The 17,814-nt window shown below is 74.0% G+C and carries 15 protein-coding genes; 6 read left to right on the top strand and 9 right to left on the bottom strand.

The window, feature by feature from the left end; genetic code table 11:
• Window positions 1–88: 88 nt before the first annotated feature.
• Window positions 89–1,516 carry an aspartate aminotransferase family protein gene (locus ACFWN3_RS00835; RefSeq protein WP_377642491.1) on the bottom strand — a complete coding sequence of 476 codons (1,428 nt, stop codon included), beginning with the start codon at window positions 1,514–1,516 and terminating at the stop codon, window positions 89–91.
• 158 nt (window positions 1,517–1,674) lie between these two features.
• Window positions 1,675–2,235, bottom strand: a complete 561-nt coding sequence (locus ACFWN3_RS00830) for a cysteine hydrolase family protein (protein ID WP_377642489.1) — start codon at window positions 2,233–2,235, stop codon at window positions 1,675–1,677.
• Window positions 2,236–2,358: 123 nt separating this feature from the next.
• Between ACFWN3_RS00830 and ACFWN3_RS00825 the strand changes: the two genes are divergently transcribed.
• The 3 genes from ACFWN3_RS00825 to ACFWN3_RS00815 all read left to right on the top strand — a co-directional run bounded on the left by ACFWN3_RS00825 (window position 2,359) and on the right by ACFWN3_RS00815 (window position 5,317).
• Entirely contained in the window at window positions 2,359–3,486 is a 1,128-nt protein-coding gene (locus ACFWN3_RS00825; RefSeq protein WP_377642488.1) for a methyltransferase domain-containing protein, read from the top strand.
• Between the two features lie 38 nt (window positions 3,487–3,524).
• Window positions 3,525–4,373 carry a DUF1028 domain-containing protein gene (locus ACFWN3_RS00820; protein WP_377642487.1) on the top strand — a complete coding sequence of 283 codons (849 nt, stop codon included), beginning with the start codon at window positions 3,525–3,527 and terminating at the stop codon, window positions 4,371–4,373.
• 119 nt (window positions 4,374–4,492) lie between these two features.
• A complete protein-coding gene (locus ACFWN3_RS00815; protein ID WP_377642485.1) occupies window positions 4,493–5,317 on the top strand; it encodes a M57 family metalloprotease in 825 nt (274 codons plus the stop codon).
• 58 nt (window positions 5,318–5,375) lie between these two features.
• Here the strand turns inward: ACFWN3_RS00815 and ACFWN3_RS00810 are convergent, their stop codons facing one another.
• The 4 genes from ACFWN3_RS00810 to ACFWN3_RS00795 all read right to left on the bottom strand — a co-directional run bounded on the left by ACFWN3_RS00810 (window position 5,376) and on the right by ACFWN3_RS00795 (window position 7,925).
• Window positions 5,376–5,996: an L-threonylcarbamoyladenylate synthase gene (locus ACFWN3_RS00810; protein WP_377642483.1), complete on the bottom strand. Its 621-nt coding sequence runs from the start codon at window positions 5,994–5,996 to the stop codon at window positions 5,376–5,378.
• Between the two features lie 29 nt (window positions 5,997–6,025).
• Window positions 6,026–6,877, bottom strand: coding sequence for a hypothetical protein (locus tag ACFWN3_RS00805; protein ID WP_377642481.1), 852 nt, complete (start codon window positions 6,875–6,877; stop codon window positions 6,026–6,028).
• Between the two features lie 65 nt (window positions 6,878–6,942).
• A complete protein-coding gene (locus tag ACFWN3_RS00800; protein ID WP_377642479.1) occupies window positions 6,943–7,386 on the bottom strand; it encodes an OsmC family protein in 444 nt (147 codons plus the stop codon).
• Window positions 7,386–7,925, bottom strand: a complete 540-nt coding sequence (locus ACFWN3_RS00795) for a DUF1697 domain-containing protein (RefSeq protein ID WP_377642478.1) — start codon at window positions 7,923–7,925, stop codon at window positions 7,386–7,388. The genes ACFWN3_RS00800 and ACFWN3_RS00795 overlap by 1 nt, the downstream gene beginning before the upstream one ends.
• 38 nt (window positions 7,926–7,963) lie before the next feature.
• Here ACFWN3_RS00795 and ACFWN3_RS00790 point away from each other — a divergent pair, with 38 nt between their 5' ends.
• Window positions 7,964–8,581 carry a histidine phosphatase family protein gene (locus ACFWN3_RS00790; RefSeq protein WP_377642476.1) on the top strand — a complete coding sequence of 206 codons (618 nt, stop codon included), beginning with the start codon at window positions 7,964–7,966 and terminating at the stop codon, window positions 8,579–8,581.
• 7 nt (window positions 8,582–8,588) lie between these two features.
• On the opposite strand, the gene ACFWN3_RS00785 is transcribed toward ACFWN3_RS00790, so the two are convergent.
• Window positions 8,589–8,978: a VOC family protein gene (locus ACFWN3_RS00785; RefSeq protein ID WP_377642474.1), complete on the bottom strand. Its 390-nt coding sequence runs from the start codon at window positions 8,976–8,978 to the stop codon at window positions 8,589–8,591.
• A 28-nt stretch (window positions 8,979–9,006) separates the two neighbouring features.
• Window positions 9,007–10,488, bottom strand: a complete 1,482-nt coding sequence (locus ACFWN3_RS00780; protein WP_377642472.1) for a glutamate--cysteine ligase — start codon at window positions 10,486–10,488, stop codon at window positions 9,007–9,009.
• A gap of 149 nt (window positions 10,489–10,637) precedes the next feature.
• Between ACFWN3_RS00780 and ACFWN3_RS00775 the strand changes: the two genes are divergently transcribed.
• A complete protein-coding gene (locus ACFWN3_RS00775; RefSeq protein WP_377642470.1) occupies window positions 10,638–11,804 on the top strand; it encodes an exonuclease SbcCD subunit D in 1,167 nt (388 codons plus the stop codon).
• Window positions 11,801–14,872 carry an AAA family ATPase gene (locus tag ACFWN3_RS00770; protein ID WP_377642468.1) on the top strand — a complete coding sequence of 1,024 codons (3,072 nt, stop codon included), beginning with the start codon at window positions 11,801–11,803 and terminating at the stop codon, window positions 14,870–14,872. Before ACFWN3_RS00775 ends, ACFWN3_RS00770 begins: the two co-directional genes overlap by 4 nt.
• Before the next feature lie 33 nt (window positions 14,873–14,905).
• On the opposite strand, the gene gcvP is transcribed toward ACFWN3_RS00770, so the two are convergent.
• On the bottom strand, window positions 14,906–17,788 hold the full coding sequence (gcvP, locus tag ACFWN3_RS00765; protein ID WP_377642467.1) for an aminomethyl-transferring glycine dehydrogenase: 2,883 nt from the start codon (window positions 17,786–17,788) through the stop codon (window positions 14,906–14,908).
• Between the last annotated feature and the right edge of the window lie 26 nt (window positions 17,789–17,814).

Raw genomic sequence — 17,814 nt, 5'->3', positions numbered from 1 at the left:
CAGGCAGGACAGGGCTCGGTGAGGTCGGCCATGACGCGATCGTAGGGACCGCCCGGACCGGGACGTCGGAGCAACGCCGAGCGCCGTGTCAGGCGCGCAGTGCCTCCGCCAGCGTGCGGAAGTCGTCGACGAGGGTGGCCATGTCGTCGTCGGTGTGCGCCAGCGAGACGAGCCACTGCTCGTCGAGGCCGGGCGGCGTGAGGATGCCGCGGTTGACGCCCCACAGCCAGGACAGCTCGGCGAGACCGAAGTCGGTGGCCTTGTAGTCGCGGTAGTTGCGCACTGGCGTCGTCGACCACGTGACGCAGCCCTTGACCCCCAGGCCGACGGTGTGGGCCGGGAGCTCGTACTCGTCGACGATCGCGTTGATGGCGTCCATCGCGCGCACGTTGACCGCCTCGGCGCCGTCGAGGGCCTCCCTGGTGCAGAGCTCGTCGACCGCCTTCGCTGCGGCCATGACGAGCGGGTTGCCGTTGTAGGTGCCGAAGTGGGCCATCCGGCCGTCGACGACGACCTCCATGACGTCGCGGCGGCCACCGAAGGCCGCGAGCGGCAGGCCCCCGCCGATCGACTTGGCCAGGGTGATGAGGTCGGGCGTGACGCCGAGGCGCTGTGCCGCACCCGCGTAGCCCGCGGTGAGGCCCGTCTTGACCTCGTCGAAGACGAGGACGACGCCGTGCGCGTCGCACAGCGCCCGCACCCCGGCGAGGTATCCCTCGTCGGGGACGACGATCGACAGGTTCTCGATGACCGGCTCGACGACGAGGGCGGCGATGTCGCGCCCGTGCTGCTCGAGGACGCGGGCCAGCTGGCCCAGGTCGTTGTAGGCGACGACGTGGACGGTGCCCGCCTCGACGTCGAAGGGCACCTGCGGGGTCGGCGCGTCGGCCGGACCGATCTCGTCGAGCCCGGGCTTCACCGACACCTGGAGGGCGTCGTAGCCGCCGTGGTAGCCGCCCTCGATCTTGATGATCGCCTTGCGCTCGGTGAAGGCCCGCGCGGCGCGGATGGCGTACATGAGCGACTCGGTGCCCGAGTTGGTGAAGCGCACCATGTCGAGCTGGAACCGCTCACAGAACCGCTCGCTCATCTCGGTGGCCTGCGGCGACGGGGTGACGAACAGGGTGCCGGTGGAGGTCAGCGCCTCGGTGACGTGCGCGACGACCGTGGGGTGCAGGTGGCCGACGAGCATGGCGCCGAAGCCCATCGACAGGTCGAGCAGCCGGTTGCCGTCGACGTCGGTGAGGTAGGCGCCCCGGGCCGAGGCGACCGAGATCGGGTACGGGTCCCAGTGCTGGAACGAGCTGGTGACCCCCAGCGGCAGCGTCTTGGCGGCGCGCAGGTTCTCCTCCCCCGAGCCCCCGGACCAGGCCGTGAACCGCTCCCACTCGGCCGCGAGCAGCCGCTCGACGAGAGCGGGGTCGACGGGGCGGTGCCGCTCGGGCAGGCGTCGGTAGGTACCGGGGTCGTGGGCCGGGACGGCCGGCGCGGTCGTGGTCATCACGTCGTCGCTCATGGGCTCTCCTCCCCCGCACGCGTCGGGGTGTCGGTCGTGGTGCGACCCGGACCGGCGATGTCGCCGGTGCTACGGATCGAGTCACCCGACACCATAGCGGGCTACGGATCCCGCCTCAATTTCCGCGACGAGGCACTGCATCCGGTTGAACGGGCAACTCACGCGGGGGGCGCGAAGTCGACGTCGGCGGCCTCGGCGACACCCGCCTCGCGACCGGGAGCGGTCTGGTACTGCCAGTAGAGGTTGGTGTGCGCGATGACGTCGGCGGGCTTCGGGGCGCCCCACTGCGAGAGGTCCTCGGTGGTGTGCGCGTCGCCGACGAGCGTGGCGTCGTACCCGCGGGTGAACGCGCCGTGGATGGTCGAGCGCACGCAGGCGTCGGTCTGCGCTCCGGTGACGACGAGGCGGCCGACCCGGAGCCGGGCGAGCCGGTCCTCGAGGTCGGTCTCCTCGAAGGAGTCGCCCCAGCGCTTCTGGACGACCGGTTCGCCCTCGGACGGCACGAGCTCGGGCACGATCTGCCAGCCCTCCGAGCCGGTCTGGACCTCGTCGGAGTTGTGCTGCACCCACACGACGGGCACGCCCTCGCCGCGGGCGCGCTCGACGAGGCCGGCGATCCGGCCGACGACGCCGTCGCGGTCGTGCGAACCGGTGACGACCTGGTTCTGGACGTCGATGACGACGAGGGCGGTGCTGTCGCGGTCGGCGAGCGTGGTCATGGGTCCTCCTCGGATGGCCTGTGCGGACGGGTCCACGCTACGAGCGGCCACCGACAGCCCGGCCGGCCCCGACGAGCCGCCCGACCACGCCCACCCCGCGCGCCGCCCTACGCTGGTCCGACCATGCAGTGCGACTACTTCGACGCCGGACGCTGCCGGTCGTGCACCCTCATGGGCTCGCCGTACCGGGACCAGGTCGCCGACAAGGCCACCCGGGCCGCAGCGGCCCTCGCGGGAGCCGGACCCGGCCTCCGCTGGCTCGACCCCGTCACCGGACCCGAGGCGCACTTCCGCAACAAGGCCAAGCTCGTCGTCGCGGGACGGGCGGGCGCCCCGACGTTCGGCATCCTCGACCCCGGCGGACGAGGGGTCGACCTGCGCCGGTGCGGCCTCTACGAGCCGGGGCTCGCCGTCACCTTCGACCCCCTGCACCGCGTCGTCTCGGCGCTCGGCATCGAGCCCTACGACGTCCCCGCGCGGCGCGGCGAGCTCAAGCACCTCATCGTCACCCACTCCCCCGACGGCGAGCACCTCGTGCGCTTCGTCGTCCGCTCCCCCGAGGCGGTCGCCCTCCTGCGCGCCGCCCTGCCCGAGGTCACCGCGGCCCTGCCGTCGGCCCGGGTCGTCACGGTCAACGTCCTGCCCGAGCACAAGGCCGTCCTCGAGGGTGACACCGAGGTGGTCCTCACCGACGACACGCACCTCACGATGCGCCTGCCCGGCGCCACGCTCCTCCTCGGCCCGCGCTCGTTCTTCCAGACCAACACCCGGGTGGCGACGGCCCTCTACGCGCAGGCAGCCGCGTGGGCCGACCACCTCTCCCCCACCACCGTCCTCGACCTCTACTGCGGGGTCGGCGGGTTCGCGCTCCACCTCGCCGCCCCCGGGAGGCGCGTGGTCGGCGTGGAGACGTCGGCGGAGGCCGTCGGGGCCGCGACCGCCGGCGCCCAGCTCAACGGACTCGGTTCTCCCGAGGTCGAGTTCACCACCGGTGACGCGACGCAAGACCTGCCCGGTGCCGCCCCTGAGCTCGTCGTCGTCAACCCTCCGCGCCGTGGGCTCGGAGCCGACCTCACCGCATGGCTCGATGCCGGGGACTCGCGCCATCTCGTCTACTCGAGCTGCCACCTCGGCAGCCTCGCCCGCGACCTCGGGGCGATGCCGTCGTGGCGCCCGGTGGAGGCCCGGGTCTTCGACATGTTCCCGCAGACCACGCATCTCGAGACAGCCGTCCTCCTCGAACGTCGCTGAGGACCGACCCGCTCCCCGGCGCTCCCTACAGTGCCCCCATGACCTTCTCGATCGCCGCCCACGACCGGGACGCCTGGGGCGTCGCGGTCGCCAGCAAGTTCGTCGCCGTGGGCTCGATCGTGCCCGCCGTGCGCGTCGGGGTCGGGGCGGTGGCGACGCAGTCCCTCGCCCGGTGGGCCTACCGCGACGAGGTCCTCGACGCCCTCTCGGGCGGCGCGAGCGTCGAGGACGCCCTGGCCGCCGCGACCACGGGCGACGACGGCCGCGCCCTGCGCCAGGTCGGTGCCGTGGGGAGGTCGGGCGCGGCGACCTTCACGGGCGACGAGTGCTTCCCGTGGGCCGGCGGGCGGGCGACCGGCGACGCCACGACGGCCTACGCGGTCCAGGGCAACATCCTCACCGGGCCCGAGGTCGTCGAGGCGATGGAGGAGGCCTTCCTCGCCGCCGACGGCCGGCCGCTCGACGAGCGGCTCCTCGCCGCGGTGCTCGCCGGTGACGCCGCCGGAGGGGACTCCCGCGGACGACAGAGCGCCGCGCTCCTCGTCCACTCCCCCGGAGCCGGTTACGACGGGTGCGGCGTCCTCGCCGACCTGCGGGTCGACGACCACCCCGACGCCCCGGCGGAGCTCGCGCGGCTGCACGCCCTGGCCACGCTCGTCTTCGGCGGACCCGAGGACGTGGAGCCGCTCGAGGGCGACCTGCGCGCGGAGGTGGCGGACCTCCTCGCCGCCCTCGGGCACCGCGATCGGCGCGGTGGTGAGGGTCTCGAGGAGTCACTCGAGGCGTGGATGTCGACGGAGAACCTGGAGAACCGGTTCTCCCCCAACGGGATCGACGCTCGCGTTCTCTCCGAGCTGCGATCCACGCGTGGGCTGACCAACCCCTGACGAAGTGGGTACCGACTCCTGACGCACTCCAGACGTGGGCTTTGCCCGGCCCGGCCTAGGTTCACCGGGTGTTGCCCACCACCGACCGCGGTAGGCCCGACGAGAAGGAGTACCCCCTCATGAGTCGATCCCTCGCACGCACCGCTGCTGCGGTGGCAGGGACCACCCTGGCCGTCAGCTCCGCCTTCGCGGCCACCGCCGCGGCCGCGCCGACCACTGACGGTGCGGCGCCGACGTACCAGGAGTTCGCGGCCTCCACCTTCCAGGACCTCGACGGTGGCTTCGTCGTCAACGGCGACGAGCCGGTGACCTCGAAGGGCTCCCTGCGGCAGTTCTACGACGCGATGGTCGCGCAGCCCGACACCGAGGTCGACGGCCTCATCGTCAACACCGTCAGCGGCCGCGACGACAGGTGGTCGGCGAGCCAGGCGCTCAACCTCACCTACTGCGTCAGCACCAAGTTCGGCAGCGACTACTCGCGCGTCGTCTCGGCGATGGCCGCCGGCGCCGGGCAGTGGGAGGCGGCGACGAGCCGGGTCAACTTCACCCACGTCCCCGCGCAGGACACCAGCTGCACGACGCGCAACTCCGGCGTCGTCTTCTCGGTGGAGCCGACGAAGACCACCCAGTACATCGCGCGGGCGTTCTTCCCCAGCAGCGCCACGTCGTCGCGCAACGTGCTCGTCAACGCCGCGAGCCTGTACAGCTCGGGCTCGTGGACCCCGAGCAACATCCTCGCCCACGAGCTGGGCCACACCCTCGGGTTCCGCCACGAGCACACCCGCCCCGAGGCCGGCACCTGCTTCGAGGACACCAACTGGCGGCCGCTGACGCCGTACGACTCGGCGTCGATCATGCACTACCCCCAGTGCAACGGCTCGTCCGACGACCTCAGCATGACCGACCAGGACCGCGCCGGCGTGCGCGCCCTCTACGGCAGCTGACCCGGGACCGACGCGGACCGCTCCCCGGCCTTGTCCCCGGGGGGCGGTCCGCCGTCCGTCACTCGAAGCGGGAGGGGTCGCCCGCACCGACCCTGACGACGTCGGCCTCGCCGCCGGACAGGTCGACGACCGTCGTGGGCTCGGTGCCGCACTCCCCCGAGTCGATGACGACGTCCACGACGTGGTCGAGCCGTTCCTTGACGTCCCAGCCGTCGGTGAGCGGCTCGCTCTCCCCCGGCAGGATCAGCGTCGAGGACAGCAGCGGCTCGCCCAGCTCGGCGAGGAGCGCCCGCACGACCGGGTGGTCGGGGATCCGCACGCCCACCGTCCTCTTCTTCGGGTGGAGCAGGCGGCGCGGGACCTCGTGGGTCGCCGGGAGGATGAACGTGTACGAGCCGGGCGTCGCGGCCTTGACGGCCCGGAAGACCGCGTTGTCGACGTGCACGAGCTGGCCGAGCTGCGCGAAGTCGCGGCAGACGAGCGTGTAGTGGTGCTTGTCGTCGAGGCGCCGGATGTCGCGGATGCGGTCCTTGGCCTCCTGGTTGCCCATGAGCGCCCCCAGCGCGTACCCCGAGTCGGTCGGGTACGCGATGAGCCCGCCGTCGCGCAGGGCCGCCACCGTCTGCGCGATCGCGCGCGGCTGCGGGTCGACCGGGTGGACGTCGAGGTAGCGGGCCATGGCCTCACCCTAGGCCCGTCCCCGACGCGTCACGAGGGGCGCAGCCCCCGGTTCCAGAGCTCGCGCGTCTGCACCAGCCAGAAGGCCGCGAAGAGCAGGATGAGGACGACCTCGACCCACAGGACGAGGTGCTCCCAGGGGGAGAACAGGGTCGCGGCGACGGTGACGCCGAGCGTCACGAGCATCGCCGTCGCGATGGAGCGGTAGACCGGCACGTACCGGCCGTCACCCGGCGCCATCGTGCCCTGGGCCACGGCCCGGTCGACGTCGCGGCCGTTGAGCCAGACGGCGACGACGATGGCGAGGAACATGGGGATCGCCGCGGCGTCGTGGCCGTGCGCCCGAAACGTCGTGGGAGAGAGGAAGAACCACACGACTCCCCCGCCCATGACGAGGCCGGCGACGACGAGGCCGATGAGGTCGGAGCGCCGGGTTCCCGTCGTCCCGGCGCTGCGTCGCGCCGACCACACGGCGATGCCGAGCGCGACCGCGCCGAGGACGAAGAGCGACTGCATGTTGTTCGAGACGGCGGGCGCGACGTCGGACCCCTGGATCGGCACCGACGAGCACGTCCCGGTGTCGCCCGTGGGGATGAAGGCGACGCCCGGCGCGAGCATGCCGGCGAAGTTGAGGGCGATGTCCTCGCCCGGGGTGTTGCCCTTGAGCGCGACGAGGCACACCCCCATCGTCACGAGGACGCCGACGAACACGGCGCGGGCCGGGGTGTGCCAGTACGCGCTGATCGACGTCTGGAGGCACGAGAAGCCGGTGGCCCCCCACTCGAGGACGACCGAGGCGAACAGCAGCAGGACGAGCCCGGCGAGCGCCAGGCGGAGGTAGCCGTACGTGCGGACGGCAGCCAGTGCGGGGTCCGGTTCCACGGGCACCACTCCCTTCACCGACGAGGAGCACGGCCGGCGCCGCGCGATACCAGCGTGGCGCGCCGTCAGTCCTCGCGCATCCGGATCGGCGTCCCGCGCTGCACGGTGCGCGACACCGTGCACAGCCGGTCGTGGCTCTGCGCGATGGCGCGGGGCAGCCGCTCGCGGGCCTTGTCGCCGTCGTCGCCGTCGGGGTAGCGGACCCGGAAGGTGATGTCGATGTCCTCGAGGACGTTCTCGCCGCCCACCTTGGTCTTCACGCCCTCCGACACGACGTCGAAGGCCACGGGCTCGGCGAGCCGGCTCGTGATGTAGTCGACGTCGGTGGCGCTGCACGCGGCCATCGCGACGAGCAGGAGCTCGACGGGGGTGAAGTCGGCCGAGTCGCCGCCTCCCCCGACGAGCATGGTGCCGCCGCGGACGTTGGTGACCTCGTACAGCCCCTTCTCGACGCGCGTCATCGACACGCTGCGGTGTCCCGTCCCGGTCCCGCCGGTCTCCTCGGCCATCAGGCACCCCATCTCTCGGCAAGGGCGCGAACCACCGTGAGGTCGCGCCACGTGGTGGTCAGCCCGGTCATCTTCTCGATCCGGGTGTTCGTCAGCCTCGTGGTCCGGAAGCCGTTGCCGAGCTCGGCGAGCACCTCGGAGCCGAGGACGCGCACCCGCTCCCCCGGCTCGTCCCAGGCGTCGAGGAGCTCGGCCGCGCCCGTCGGGACCCGGCCGTCGGCGAGGGCGACGTAGCGGCGGCCCGGCGGCTCCAGGAGGGCCTCGACCCTGTCGACGGCGGCGACCGTGGCACCCAGCTGGGCCGGGGTCCGGACGATGCAGGGCACGTCGAAGCCCGTCCACGCGGAGATGACCCGCGTCAGCTCGGCCCCGACCCTGACGGTCGACCGCACCGGGGTGCGCACCCGGACGTTGCCGGTCTGGATGTAGGTCTCGACCTCGGCGAAGCCGGCGTCCTCGAGGGCGACCCGCAGGTCGGCCATCCGCACCTGCCGCCGGCCGACGTTCACGGCGCGCAGGAAGGCGACGTGGACCGGCATGACGCCCATCCTGTCACCGCTCTGCGACAGTGGGGCCCATGGCGCCACGCACCGAACAGGCCGGCCGGCTCGTCCTCGTCCGCCACGGACAGACCGAGTGGTCGCGCACCGGACGGCACACCGGACGCACCGACGTCGAGCTCACCGAGGAGGGCGAGCGCGACGCCGCGGCGCTCGCCGGCCCCCTCGCCGCGTTCGACGTCGGGCTCGTCCTCACCTCGCCCCTGGCCCGGGCGCGCCGGACCGCGGAGCTCGCCGGCCTCACCGGTGCGGAGGTCGACGAGGACCTCCTCGAGTGGGACTACGGCGGCTACGAGGGCCGCACGACGGCCGAGATCCGCGAGACCCTCGGCCATCCGTGGACCGTGTTCGCCGACGGCGTCGTCCCCGGCGACAGCCCCGGTGAGACCGTCGAGGAGGTCGCCGCCCGAGCCTCGCGCGTCCTCGTCCGGGTCGCGCCCGTCCTCGCCGGGCGCGACGTCGTCCTCGTCGGGCACGGGCACTGCCTGCGCGTCCTCACCGCGACCTACCTGCGGCAGGAGCCCCGGTTCGGGGCGCACCTCGTCCTCGACGCCGGGTCGCTGTGCGTCCTCGGGCGCGAGCGCGAGCAGCCGGCCCTCCTCGCCTGGAACGCGCGGACCACCCCCGAGGCGTGAGCGCCGGCTAGGCGGGGCCCTCGTCCTCGATGACCGACAGGATGTTGCCCGAGGGGTCGGTGAACCACGCGATGAGCGGCCCGCCGCCGCGGAAGACGCCGAGCTCGTCGGTCTCGACGGGCGTGCCCTCGTAGTGCTCGAACACCACGCCCTGGTCGCGCAGCGCCACGACGGCCGCCTCGACGTCGGCCACCGGGAAGTTGAGGATCGTGAACCCCGCCGGCTCGTGGTCGGGCTTGGGGTAGACGAGGACCGGGCGGCCGCCGCCGAGGCGCAGGACGAGCATCCCCATCGCGCCGTCCTCGACGGTCACGCCGAGCACCTCGCCGTAGAACCGGCGGGCCTCCTGGAGGTCCTTGACCGCGAAGCCGCTGAACGCCGTGGACTCCTTGAGCACTGCTGCCTCCCGTGGTGGTCGCCGGCCGCTAGGGCAGCGGCCAGGTGTGGACCGGCTCGTTGCCGTCCATGTGGATCGCGTACTGCTCGAGCATGAGCCGCAGCGCCTCGCGCCGGTCGTGGCCCTGCGCCTCGAAGGCGGCGACGGTCCGGGTCGACCACTCCGCGCCGTTGACCCCGCTCGTGCAGCGTCCCTCGATCACGCCGAGGTAGCGCTCGCGCACGGCGTCGGAGACCCCCCAGAGCCGCAGGCCCTCGTGAGCCAGGGGCAGGAGGTGGCGCAGGGTCAGCTCGTCGGCGGACAGCTCGCCGAACCCCGGCCAGTAGAGGCGGGCGTCGATGCCGTCGCGGGCCGCCCGGCGGAAGTTCTCCTCGCACGCGGCGAAGCTCATCTTGGTCCAGACCGGGCGCTCCTCGTGGGCGAGCATGCGCATCGCGCCGTAGTAGAACGCGGCGTTGGCGAGGACGTCGACGATGGTCGGGCCGGCCGGCAGGACCCGGTTCTCGACGCGCAGGTGCGGGGTGCCGCCGACGATGTCGTAGATCGGGCGGTTCCACCGGTACACGGTGCCGTTGTGGAGGCGGAGCTCGGCGAGGTCGGGCGCGACACCGGCCTGGAGCTTGGCCATCGGGTCCTCGTCGGTCGTCTCGGCGAGGAGGGTCGGGAAGTAGCGGACGTTCTCCTCGAAGAGGTCGAAGATCGAGGTGATCCACCGCTCGCCGAAGAACACCCGGGGCCGCACGCCCTGGTTCTTCAGCTCGACCGGCCGGGTGTCGGTCGCCTGCTTGAACAGCTCGATGCGCGTCTCGGCGTGCAGCCGCTTGCCGAAGAAGAACGGGGAGTTGGCGGCCAGCGCCACCTGCGGGGCCGACAGGGCCTGGGCGGCGTTCCAGTGGGCCGCGAACTCCGAGGGGGCGACCTGCAGGTGCAGCTGGACGCTCGTGCACGCCGACTCGGGGGCGATGGAGTCGCAGTACGTCGCGACGCGCTCGCCGGTGGGGCCCTCGATGTCGAGGTAGATGTCCTCGCCGCGGGCGACGAAGATCGAGTCGTTGAGGGCGGTGTAGCGGTTGTTCCGGCTGATCCACTCGCGCTCGTAGTGCTCCGGCATGATCGTCGGGAGGATGCCGATGGCCACGATCTTGCTGCCGACCTCCCTGGCCGCGGCGTCGGCCTTGTTCAGGCTGGCGCGCAGCTCGGCCTCGAGCTCGATGGCGGAGTCGCCCGGAAGAGGGCGCGGCGGGACGTTGAGCTCGATGTTGTACTGCGCGAGCTCGGTCTGGTAGTCCTCGTCGGCGATCGCGGCGAGCACCTCGGCGTTGTGGAAGTGCGGCTGCTGGTCGGCGTCGACGAGGTTGAGCTCGATCTCCAGGCCGGTCATCGGCTTGTCGAACTCGAAGCTGCTCTGGGTCAGCATCCGCTCGAAGACGTCGAGGTTCTGCCGCACCTTCTCGCGGTAGCGCTGGCGCTGCTCGCGGGTGTAGCTCTGCGCGCTGACCTCGGCTCCCATGGTTGGACCCAACCACATCCCGACCGGCGACGGAACCCGGGGCCCGAGTTCTGCGGAACCGCTGCCGCACCGGCCCCCGGCCCAGTTGGGGGGTCGGGGAGGTGTTTCGGTCACGAGGGGTGTCGGCGCGCTCTCCTAGCGTGGTCCACGTGCGGCTGATCCACACCTCCGACTGGCACCTGGGGCGCGCGTTCCACCAGGTGGGGCTGCTCGACGCCCAGGCCGCCTACCTCGACCACCTCGTCGAGGTCGTGAGCGCCGAGTCCGTCGACGCCGTCCTCGTCAGCGGTGACGTCTACGACCGCGCGATGCCGGCCCCCGACACCGTCGACCTGCTCTCCGAGACGCTCCAGCGGCTCGTCGACGCCGGCGCGCAGGTCGTCCTCTCCAGCGGGAACCACGACTCCGCCATCCGGCTCGGCTTCGCCGCCGGCCTCCTCGAGCGGGCCGGGGTGCACATCCGCACGTCCGTCGCCGACGTCGGGCGCCCCGTCGTCGTCGGTGACGTCGCGGTCCACCCCCTCCCCTACCTCGAGCCGGCCCTCGTCGCCGACGCCCTCGGCGCGTCCGAGCGCACCCACGCGGGGGTGCTGCGGGCGGCGATGGAGCGGGTCCGCACCGACGTCGGGGCCCGGGGTGGGCGGTCGGTCGTCATGGCGCACGCCTTCGTCACGGGTGGAGCGACGAGCGAGTCCGAGCGCGACATCTCGGTCGGCGGCGTGTCGGCCGTGCCGCCGTCGGTGTTCCGCGGGGTCGACTACGCGGCGCTGGGCCACCTCCACGGGCGCCAGAAGGTGGCCGAGGGCGTGCGCTACAGCGGGTCACCCGTGGCCATGTCGTTCAGCGAGTGGCGGCACCGCAAGGGCAGCCTGCTCGTCGACCTCTCCGGCACCGAGCCGGTCGTCGAGCACGTCGACGCCCCGGTCGCCCGGCCGCTGGCCGTGCTGCGCGGGTCGCTCGACGCGCTGCTCGCCTCGCCCGACCACCGGTCCGCCGAGACCGCGTGGTGCCAGGTCACCCTCACCGACCCCGTCCGCCCGCTCGGCGCGATGGACCGCGTCCGATCCCGCTTCCCCCACACCCTCGAGCTGCGCTTCGAGCCCGAGGGGGTGGGCCTGCCGCTGCGCCCCTACGCCCGCCGCGTCGAGTCCCGCTCCGAGGTCGAGGTGTGCTGCGACTTCCTCGCCCACGTCCGCGGGGGGCGCCCGGCCACCGACGACGAGCAGGCGCTCCTCGCCGAGGCCGTCGAGGCCACCCGCCTGGCGCGCGGCCGCACCGACGACGAGGGCGTCGCCCGGTCCGAGGGGGCGGCGTGAGGCTGCACCGCCTCGAGGTCGAGGCCTTCGGACCGTTCGCCGGCCGCGTCTCGCTCGACCTCGACACGCTGTCCTCCGCCGGGCTCTTCCTCGTCCACGGACCCACGGGCGCCGGCAAGACGAGCCTGCTCGACGCGGTGTGCTTCGCCCTGTACGCCGACGTCCCCGGGGCGCGGAGCAAGCGGGGGCTGCGCAGCGACCACGCGGCGCCGGGCGCCGTCCCGACGGTGCGCCTCGAGCTCACCGTCGGGGGCCGGCGGCTGCGCATCGAGCGCTCCCCCGAGTTCCTGCGGCCCAAGAAGCGCGGTGAGGGCTCGCTGCGGGTGCAGGCCCGCGTCGTCCTCGAGGAGCGGCGCGCCGGCACCTGGGTGGCGCTGAGCACGCGCAACGACGAGGTCGCCGACCTCGTCAAGGACGTCGTCGGTCTCGGGCTCGCGCAGTTCTCCCGCGTCGTGCTCCTCCCCCAGGGCGACTTCGCGACGTTCCTGCGCGCCACCCCCGAGGAGCGGCGCGAGGTCCTCGAGCGGCTCTTCGACATCACCGTCTTCTCCGACGTCGAGGCGTGGCTCGCCGAGACCCGGCGCACCAGCGGCTCGGCCCTCGAGGCCGCCCGGCGCGAGCTGACGTCCGAGCTGGCGCGGCTCGAGGACGCCCTCACCGGGGTCGCGGCGTCCGGACCGGCCGCCGGGGTCGATCCCGACCTCGACGGACCCGAGGCGTCCGACGACGCCCCGGCGCTGTCCGAGACGCCGGTCGCCGCCGTCCCCGCGCGCCTCGCCGAGGTCGCCACCGACCTCGGGACCCGCCTCACCGCGGCCCTGGCCGAGGTGGACGCCGCCGAGGGCGCCGACCGGCTCGCCCAGGAGGCCCTCCTCGAGGCCACCCGGGTCGCCGACCTGCGACGACGCGGCGACCGGGCGGCGGCCCTCCTCGACGAGCTCGATGCCTCCGAGCCGCGCCACCTCGAGCACGTCGCGACGCTCGACGCCGCGACCCGCGCGACCTCCCTCTCGGGGCACCTCTCGGCCGTGCACCGCGCCACGACCGACGTCGAGCGCGCGGCCGGGGCGCTCCGGTCCCGGCTGAGCGCCCTCGCGTCCACCGCGCCGGAGGTCGAGGCCGAGGCGGCGACCGCGGCCGACCTCGCCGCCCGGGTCCACGCCCTCGACCCTGCCGTCACGGCGCTGTCGGCCGCGGCCCGCACCGCCGCCGACCTCGACCAGCGGCTGACGAAGGCGCTCGCCCAGCGCGACCGGGCCGACGCGACCGTGGCCACCGCGACGTCCGCCCTCGATGCCGCCGAGCCCGAGCTCGCGACGCTGGCCGCCGAGGTGCAGCGCCTCGCGAGCGCCACGGAGCGCGTGCCCGGGCTCGAGGCGGCACTCGCGACGCACGAGGAGCGCCGCCGGGCCCACGACGCCCTCGACGCCGATCTCGTGGCCCTCGAGGCACACCGACCCGCCCTGCTCGCCGCCCGCGACGCCGTCCTCGGCCACCAGGACGTCCTCCTCGACCTGCGCCAGCGGCGCCTCGACGGCATGGCCGCCGAGCTCGCGGCCGCCCTGCCCGACGACGCCCCGTGCCCGGTGTGCGGAGCCGTCGACCACCCCCACCCGGCCACGCCCACCGGCGGCGTGGTCACCCCCGCGCAGGTGACCGACGCCGAGGTCGTCCTCGACGCCGCCCGGGCCCGGCTCGCCGTCGTCGAGGCCCGAGCGACGGCTCTCGAGGCCGCCGCCGAGACGCGTCGCGAGGGCCTCGGCGACCAGACCCGCGAACAGGTCGAGGCCGACCTCGCCGCGGCGGTCCTCGCCCTGGCTGCCGCCGGGGCCGAGCAGGACCGTGCCCGGGAGGCCGCGACCCGCCTCGAGGACCTGCGCACCCGCACCGACGCCCTCGCCACGGCCCGCGACGGCGCCCGCGCGACCTCGGCCGCCCTCACCGAGCAGCTCGCCGAGCTGGCCGACGAGGCCGCCGGCGTGGCCGCCGCCGCCGAGCGGGCGGTCCTCGACCACGCCGACTGTCCCTGCGGGAGCGCCGACCCGACCCACCACACCGCCGTCGCGACGGCGCTCGACGCCCTCGCCCGGGCCGCCGACGAGCACGCCGCGGCCACGCGGCGCCGCGAGGTGGCTGCCTCCGACCTCGACGAGTCCCTCGCCGCGGCGGGCTTCGCCGACGCGACCGCCGCCCTCGACGCCACGCTGCCCGCGGCCGAGCTCGAGGCCCTCCGCCGCCGGGTGGCCGAGCACGACGAGGCGCGGGTCGCGGCCGGCGCCGTCCTCGACGACCCCGAGGTGTCAAAGGCCCGGTCGCTCGAGCCGCCCGACGTCGCCGCCGCGCACGACGCGGCCCGCACGGCCCGCCAGGCCGCCGTGTCGACCGCCACCGAGCGTGAGGTGCTCACCCGCGCGGTGCGGGTCCTGGCGACCCTCAGGCCGACCCTCGAGGCCACCTGCGCCCACGTCGCGGCGCTCGAGGAACGGCACGCACGCGTGCGCGAGCTCGCCGACACCGCGGGCGGGCTCGGCCCCGACAACACCCTGAAGATGCGCCTGACCTCCTTCGTCCTCGCCGCCCGGCTCGAGAAGGTCGCCGAGCTCGCCAACGAGCGGCTGCGGGTCATGGGCGGCGGCCGCTACGTCCTCGAGCACACCGACGAGCGCGCCGCGGGTGGCGCGCGGTCGGGCCTCGGGCTGCGGGTCCTCGACCAGTGGACCGGCCGGAGTCGTGAGACGACCACCCTGTCGGGCGGCGAGTCGTTCATGGCCTCGCTCGCCCTGGCCCTCGGCCTCGCCGACGCGGTCAAGGAGGAGGCCGGGGGGCACGACCTCGCGACGCTCTTCGTCGACGAGGGCTTCGGCAGCCTCGACGACGACAGCCTCGAGGAGGTCCTCACCGTCCTCGACGGCCTGCGCGAGGGAGGGCGCGCGGTCGGCGTCGTCAGCCACGTCGCCGACCTGCGGGCCCGGGTCACGCACCAGGTCGTCGTGCGCAAGGGCACCGACGGCAGCACCGTCGAGGTGCGCACGGGAGCCACCGCCACCGCCACCGAGCCCGCCGCCTGAGCGGCCGGCGGGCCCGGCCGGTGGGTCGGCGGGTCAGTCCTCGAACGCCTCCGGCGGGGGGCACGAGCACACGAGGTGGCGGTCGCCGTACGCGCCGTCGATCCGGCGGACCGGCGGCCAGTACTTCGCGGTCGGCTGCACGCCGTCGGGGAAGGCTGCGGTCCTCCGGTCGTAGGCGACGTCCCAGTCACCGGCGAGGGCCTCGGCCGTGTGGGGGGCACCGCGCAGCACCGAGTCGGCCGCCGACACCGCGCCGGAGCCGACCTCGTCGATCTCGCGGCGGATGGCGATCATCGCGTCGCAGAAGCGGTCGAGCTCCTCCTTGTCCTCGCTCTCGGTGGGCTCGACCATGAGCGTGCCGGCGACCGGGAAGGACATCGTCGGGGCGTGGAAGCCGTAGTCGATGAGCCGCTTCGCGACGTCGTCGACGCTGACGCCGGTCTCCTTGGTGATCGGGCGCAGGTCGAGGATGCACTCGTGCGCGACGAGCCCGTCGTGGCCGGAGTACAGCACCGGGTAGTGCTCGCGCAGCCGGGCCGCGACGTAGTTGGCGTTGAGGACCGCGATCTCGGTGGCGCGACGCAGGCCGGCGCCCCCCATGAGCCGGACGTACGCCCACGAGATCGGCAGGATGCTCGCCGAGCCGTAGGGCGCCGCCGACACCGGGCCGACCCCGGTCTCGGGCCCGGCGGCGGGGTCGAGCGGGTGGTTGGGCAGGAACGGTGCGAGGTGCTCGCGCACGCCGACCGGGCCGACGCCGGGGCCGCCTCCGCCGTGCGGGATGCAGAAGGTCTTGTGGAGGTTCAGGTGCGAGACGTCGGCGCCGAACTTGCCGGGCCGGGCGACCCCGACGAGCGCGTTGAGGTTGGCGCCGTCGACGTACACCTGGCCGCCGGCGTCGTGGACCATCGCGCACAGGTCGGTGATCGTGTCCTCGAAGACCCCGTGGGTCGACGGGTAGGTCACCATGATCGCCGCGAGGTCGTCGCGGTGCGCCTCGACCTTGGCCTTGAGGTCGTCCATGTCGACGTTGCCGGTGATGGGGTCGGTCTTGACGACGACGACCTTGAGCCCGGCCATGACCGCGCTCGCCGCGTTCGTGCCGTGGGCGCTCGCGGGGATGAGGCAGACGCGCCGCTCGGCGTCACCGCGCGAGCGGTGGTACGCGGCGATGGCGAGCAGGCCGGCCAGCTCGCCCTGCGACCCCGCGTTCGGCTGGAGCGAGACGGCGTCGTAGCCGGTGATCTCGCACAGCCAGCCGCTCAGCTCCTCGACGAGGCCGCGGATGCCCTCGGTCTGGTCGAGCGGGGCGAAGGGGTGGACCTCCGAGAACTCCGGCCAGGTGATCGAGGCCATCTCGGTCGTCGCGTTGAGCTTCATCGTGCACGAGCCGAGCGGGATCATCCCGCGGTCGAGGGCGAAGTCGCGGTCGGCGAGCCGGCGCAGGTAGCGCAGCATCGAGGTCTCGGAGTGGTGCGTCGCGAAGACCGGGTGGGTGAGGAAGTCCGACGTGCGCACGACCGCCTCGGGCCAGTCGGGCCGGGCGATCTCGACGTCACCGGTGACGGCGACGCCGAAGGCCTTGCAGACCCGCTGGAGGGCGAGGTCCCCGGTCGTCTCGTCGACGCTGAGCTGGACGGTGTCGGCGTCGACCTTCCAGAGGTTGAGCCCGGTCGCGAGGGCCTGTGCGAGGACGTCGTCGGCACGGCCGGGGACGCGCGCCCGCAGGGTGTCGAAGAACGGACCGTCGACGAGCTCGACGCCGCCCGCGCGCAGCGCCTCGGCGAGGGCCGTCGTGTGGGCGTGGATCCGCAGGGCGATCGCGGTGAGCCCGGCCGGGCCGTGGTAGACGGCGTACATGCTCGCCATGACGGCGAGGAGCACCTGGGCGGTGCAGATGTTGGAGGTCGCCTTCTCGCGGCGGATGTGCTGCTCGCGGGTCTGGAGGGCGAGCCGGTAGGCCGGGGCGCCGACGGCGTCGACCGACACCCCGACGAGGCGGCCGGGCATGGTGCGCTCGAGGCCCTGGCGCACGCTCATGTAGCCCGCGTGCGGGCCGCCGAAGCCGACGGGCACGCCGAGGCGCTGGGTCGTCCCGATGGCGACGTCGGCGCCCCACTCCCCCGGCGGGGTCGCGAGGGTGAGCGCGAGGAGGTCGGCGGCTGCCGTGACGAGCGCGCCGGCCTCGTGGGCGGCGGCGGTCAGGGCGCGCCAGTCGTGGAGCCGCCCGTCCATCGCCGGGTACTGGACGAGGACGCCGAACACCTCGGCGCCCCCGGCCGCCTCCCGCAGCGCCGCGGCGGAGTCGACGCCGGTGAGGTCGGCCTCGACGACGGGGATGCCGAGCGGGAGGGCGCGGGTGCGCACGACGGCGAGCGTCTGCGGGAAGACCTCGGGGTCGACGACGAGGACGGCGTCGGCGGGTGCCTTCGAGGAGCGGCGCATCAGGGTCATCGCCTCGGCCGCGGCGGTGGCCTCGTCGAGGAGCGAGGCCCCGGAGATCGCGAGGCCGGTGAGGTCGGAGACGACGGTCTGGAAGTTGAGCAGGGCCTCGAGGCGGCCCTGCGAGATCTCGGGCTGGTAGGGCGTGTACGCCGTGTACCAGGCCGGGTTCTCGAGGACGTTGCGCTGGACCACGGCCGGCACGAGCGTGCCGTAGTAGCCGAGGCCGATCATCGAGGTCACCCGGCGGTTGCGCGCGGCGACCTCGCGCAGCTCGGCGAGGACGGCGGCCTCCGACTCGGCCGGCTCGATGTCGAGGGCCTCGACGCCGCGGATGCCACCGGGGACGGCGGTGTCGATAAGGTCGTCGAGCGAGGTGCGCCCGACGACCGCGAGCATCTGCTCGACGTCGTCCTCACGGGGACCGATGTGGCGGCCCGCGAAGGCGGGAAGGGCGGTGGTGGGCGTGCTCACGAGGCTCCTCGGGGACGACGATGCGA

This window comes from Oryzobacter terrae (genome assembly GCF_042756445.1).
GTDB lineage: Bacteria > Actinomycetota > Actinomycetes > Actinomycetales > Dermatophilaceae > Oryzobacter > Oryzobacter terrae.
The sequence above is the reverse complement of the archived record's forward strand: the minus strand, read 5'-3'. Positions and strand labels throughout refer to the sequence as shown.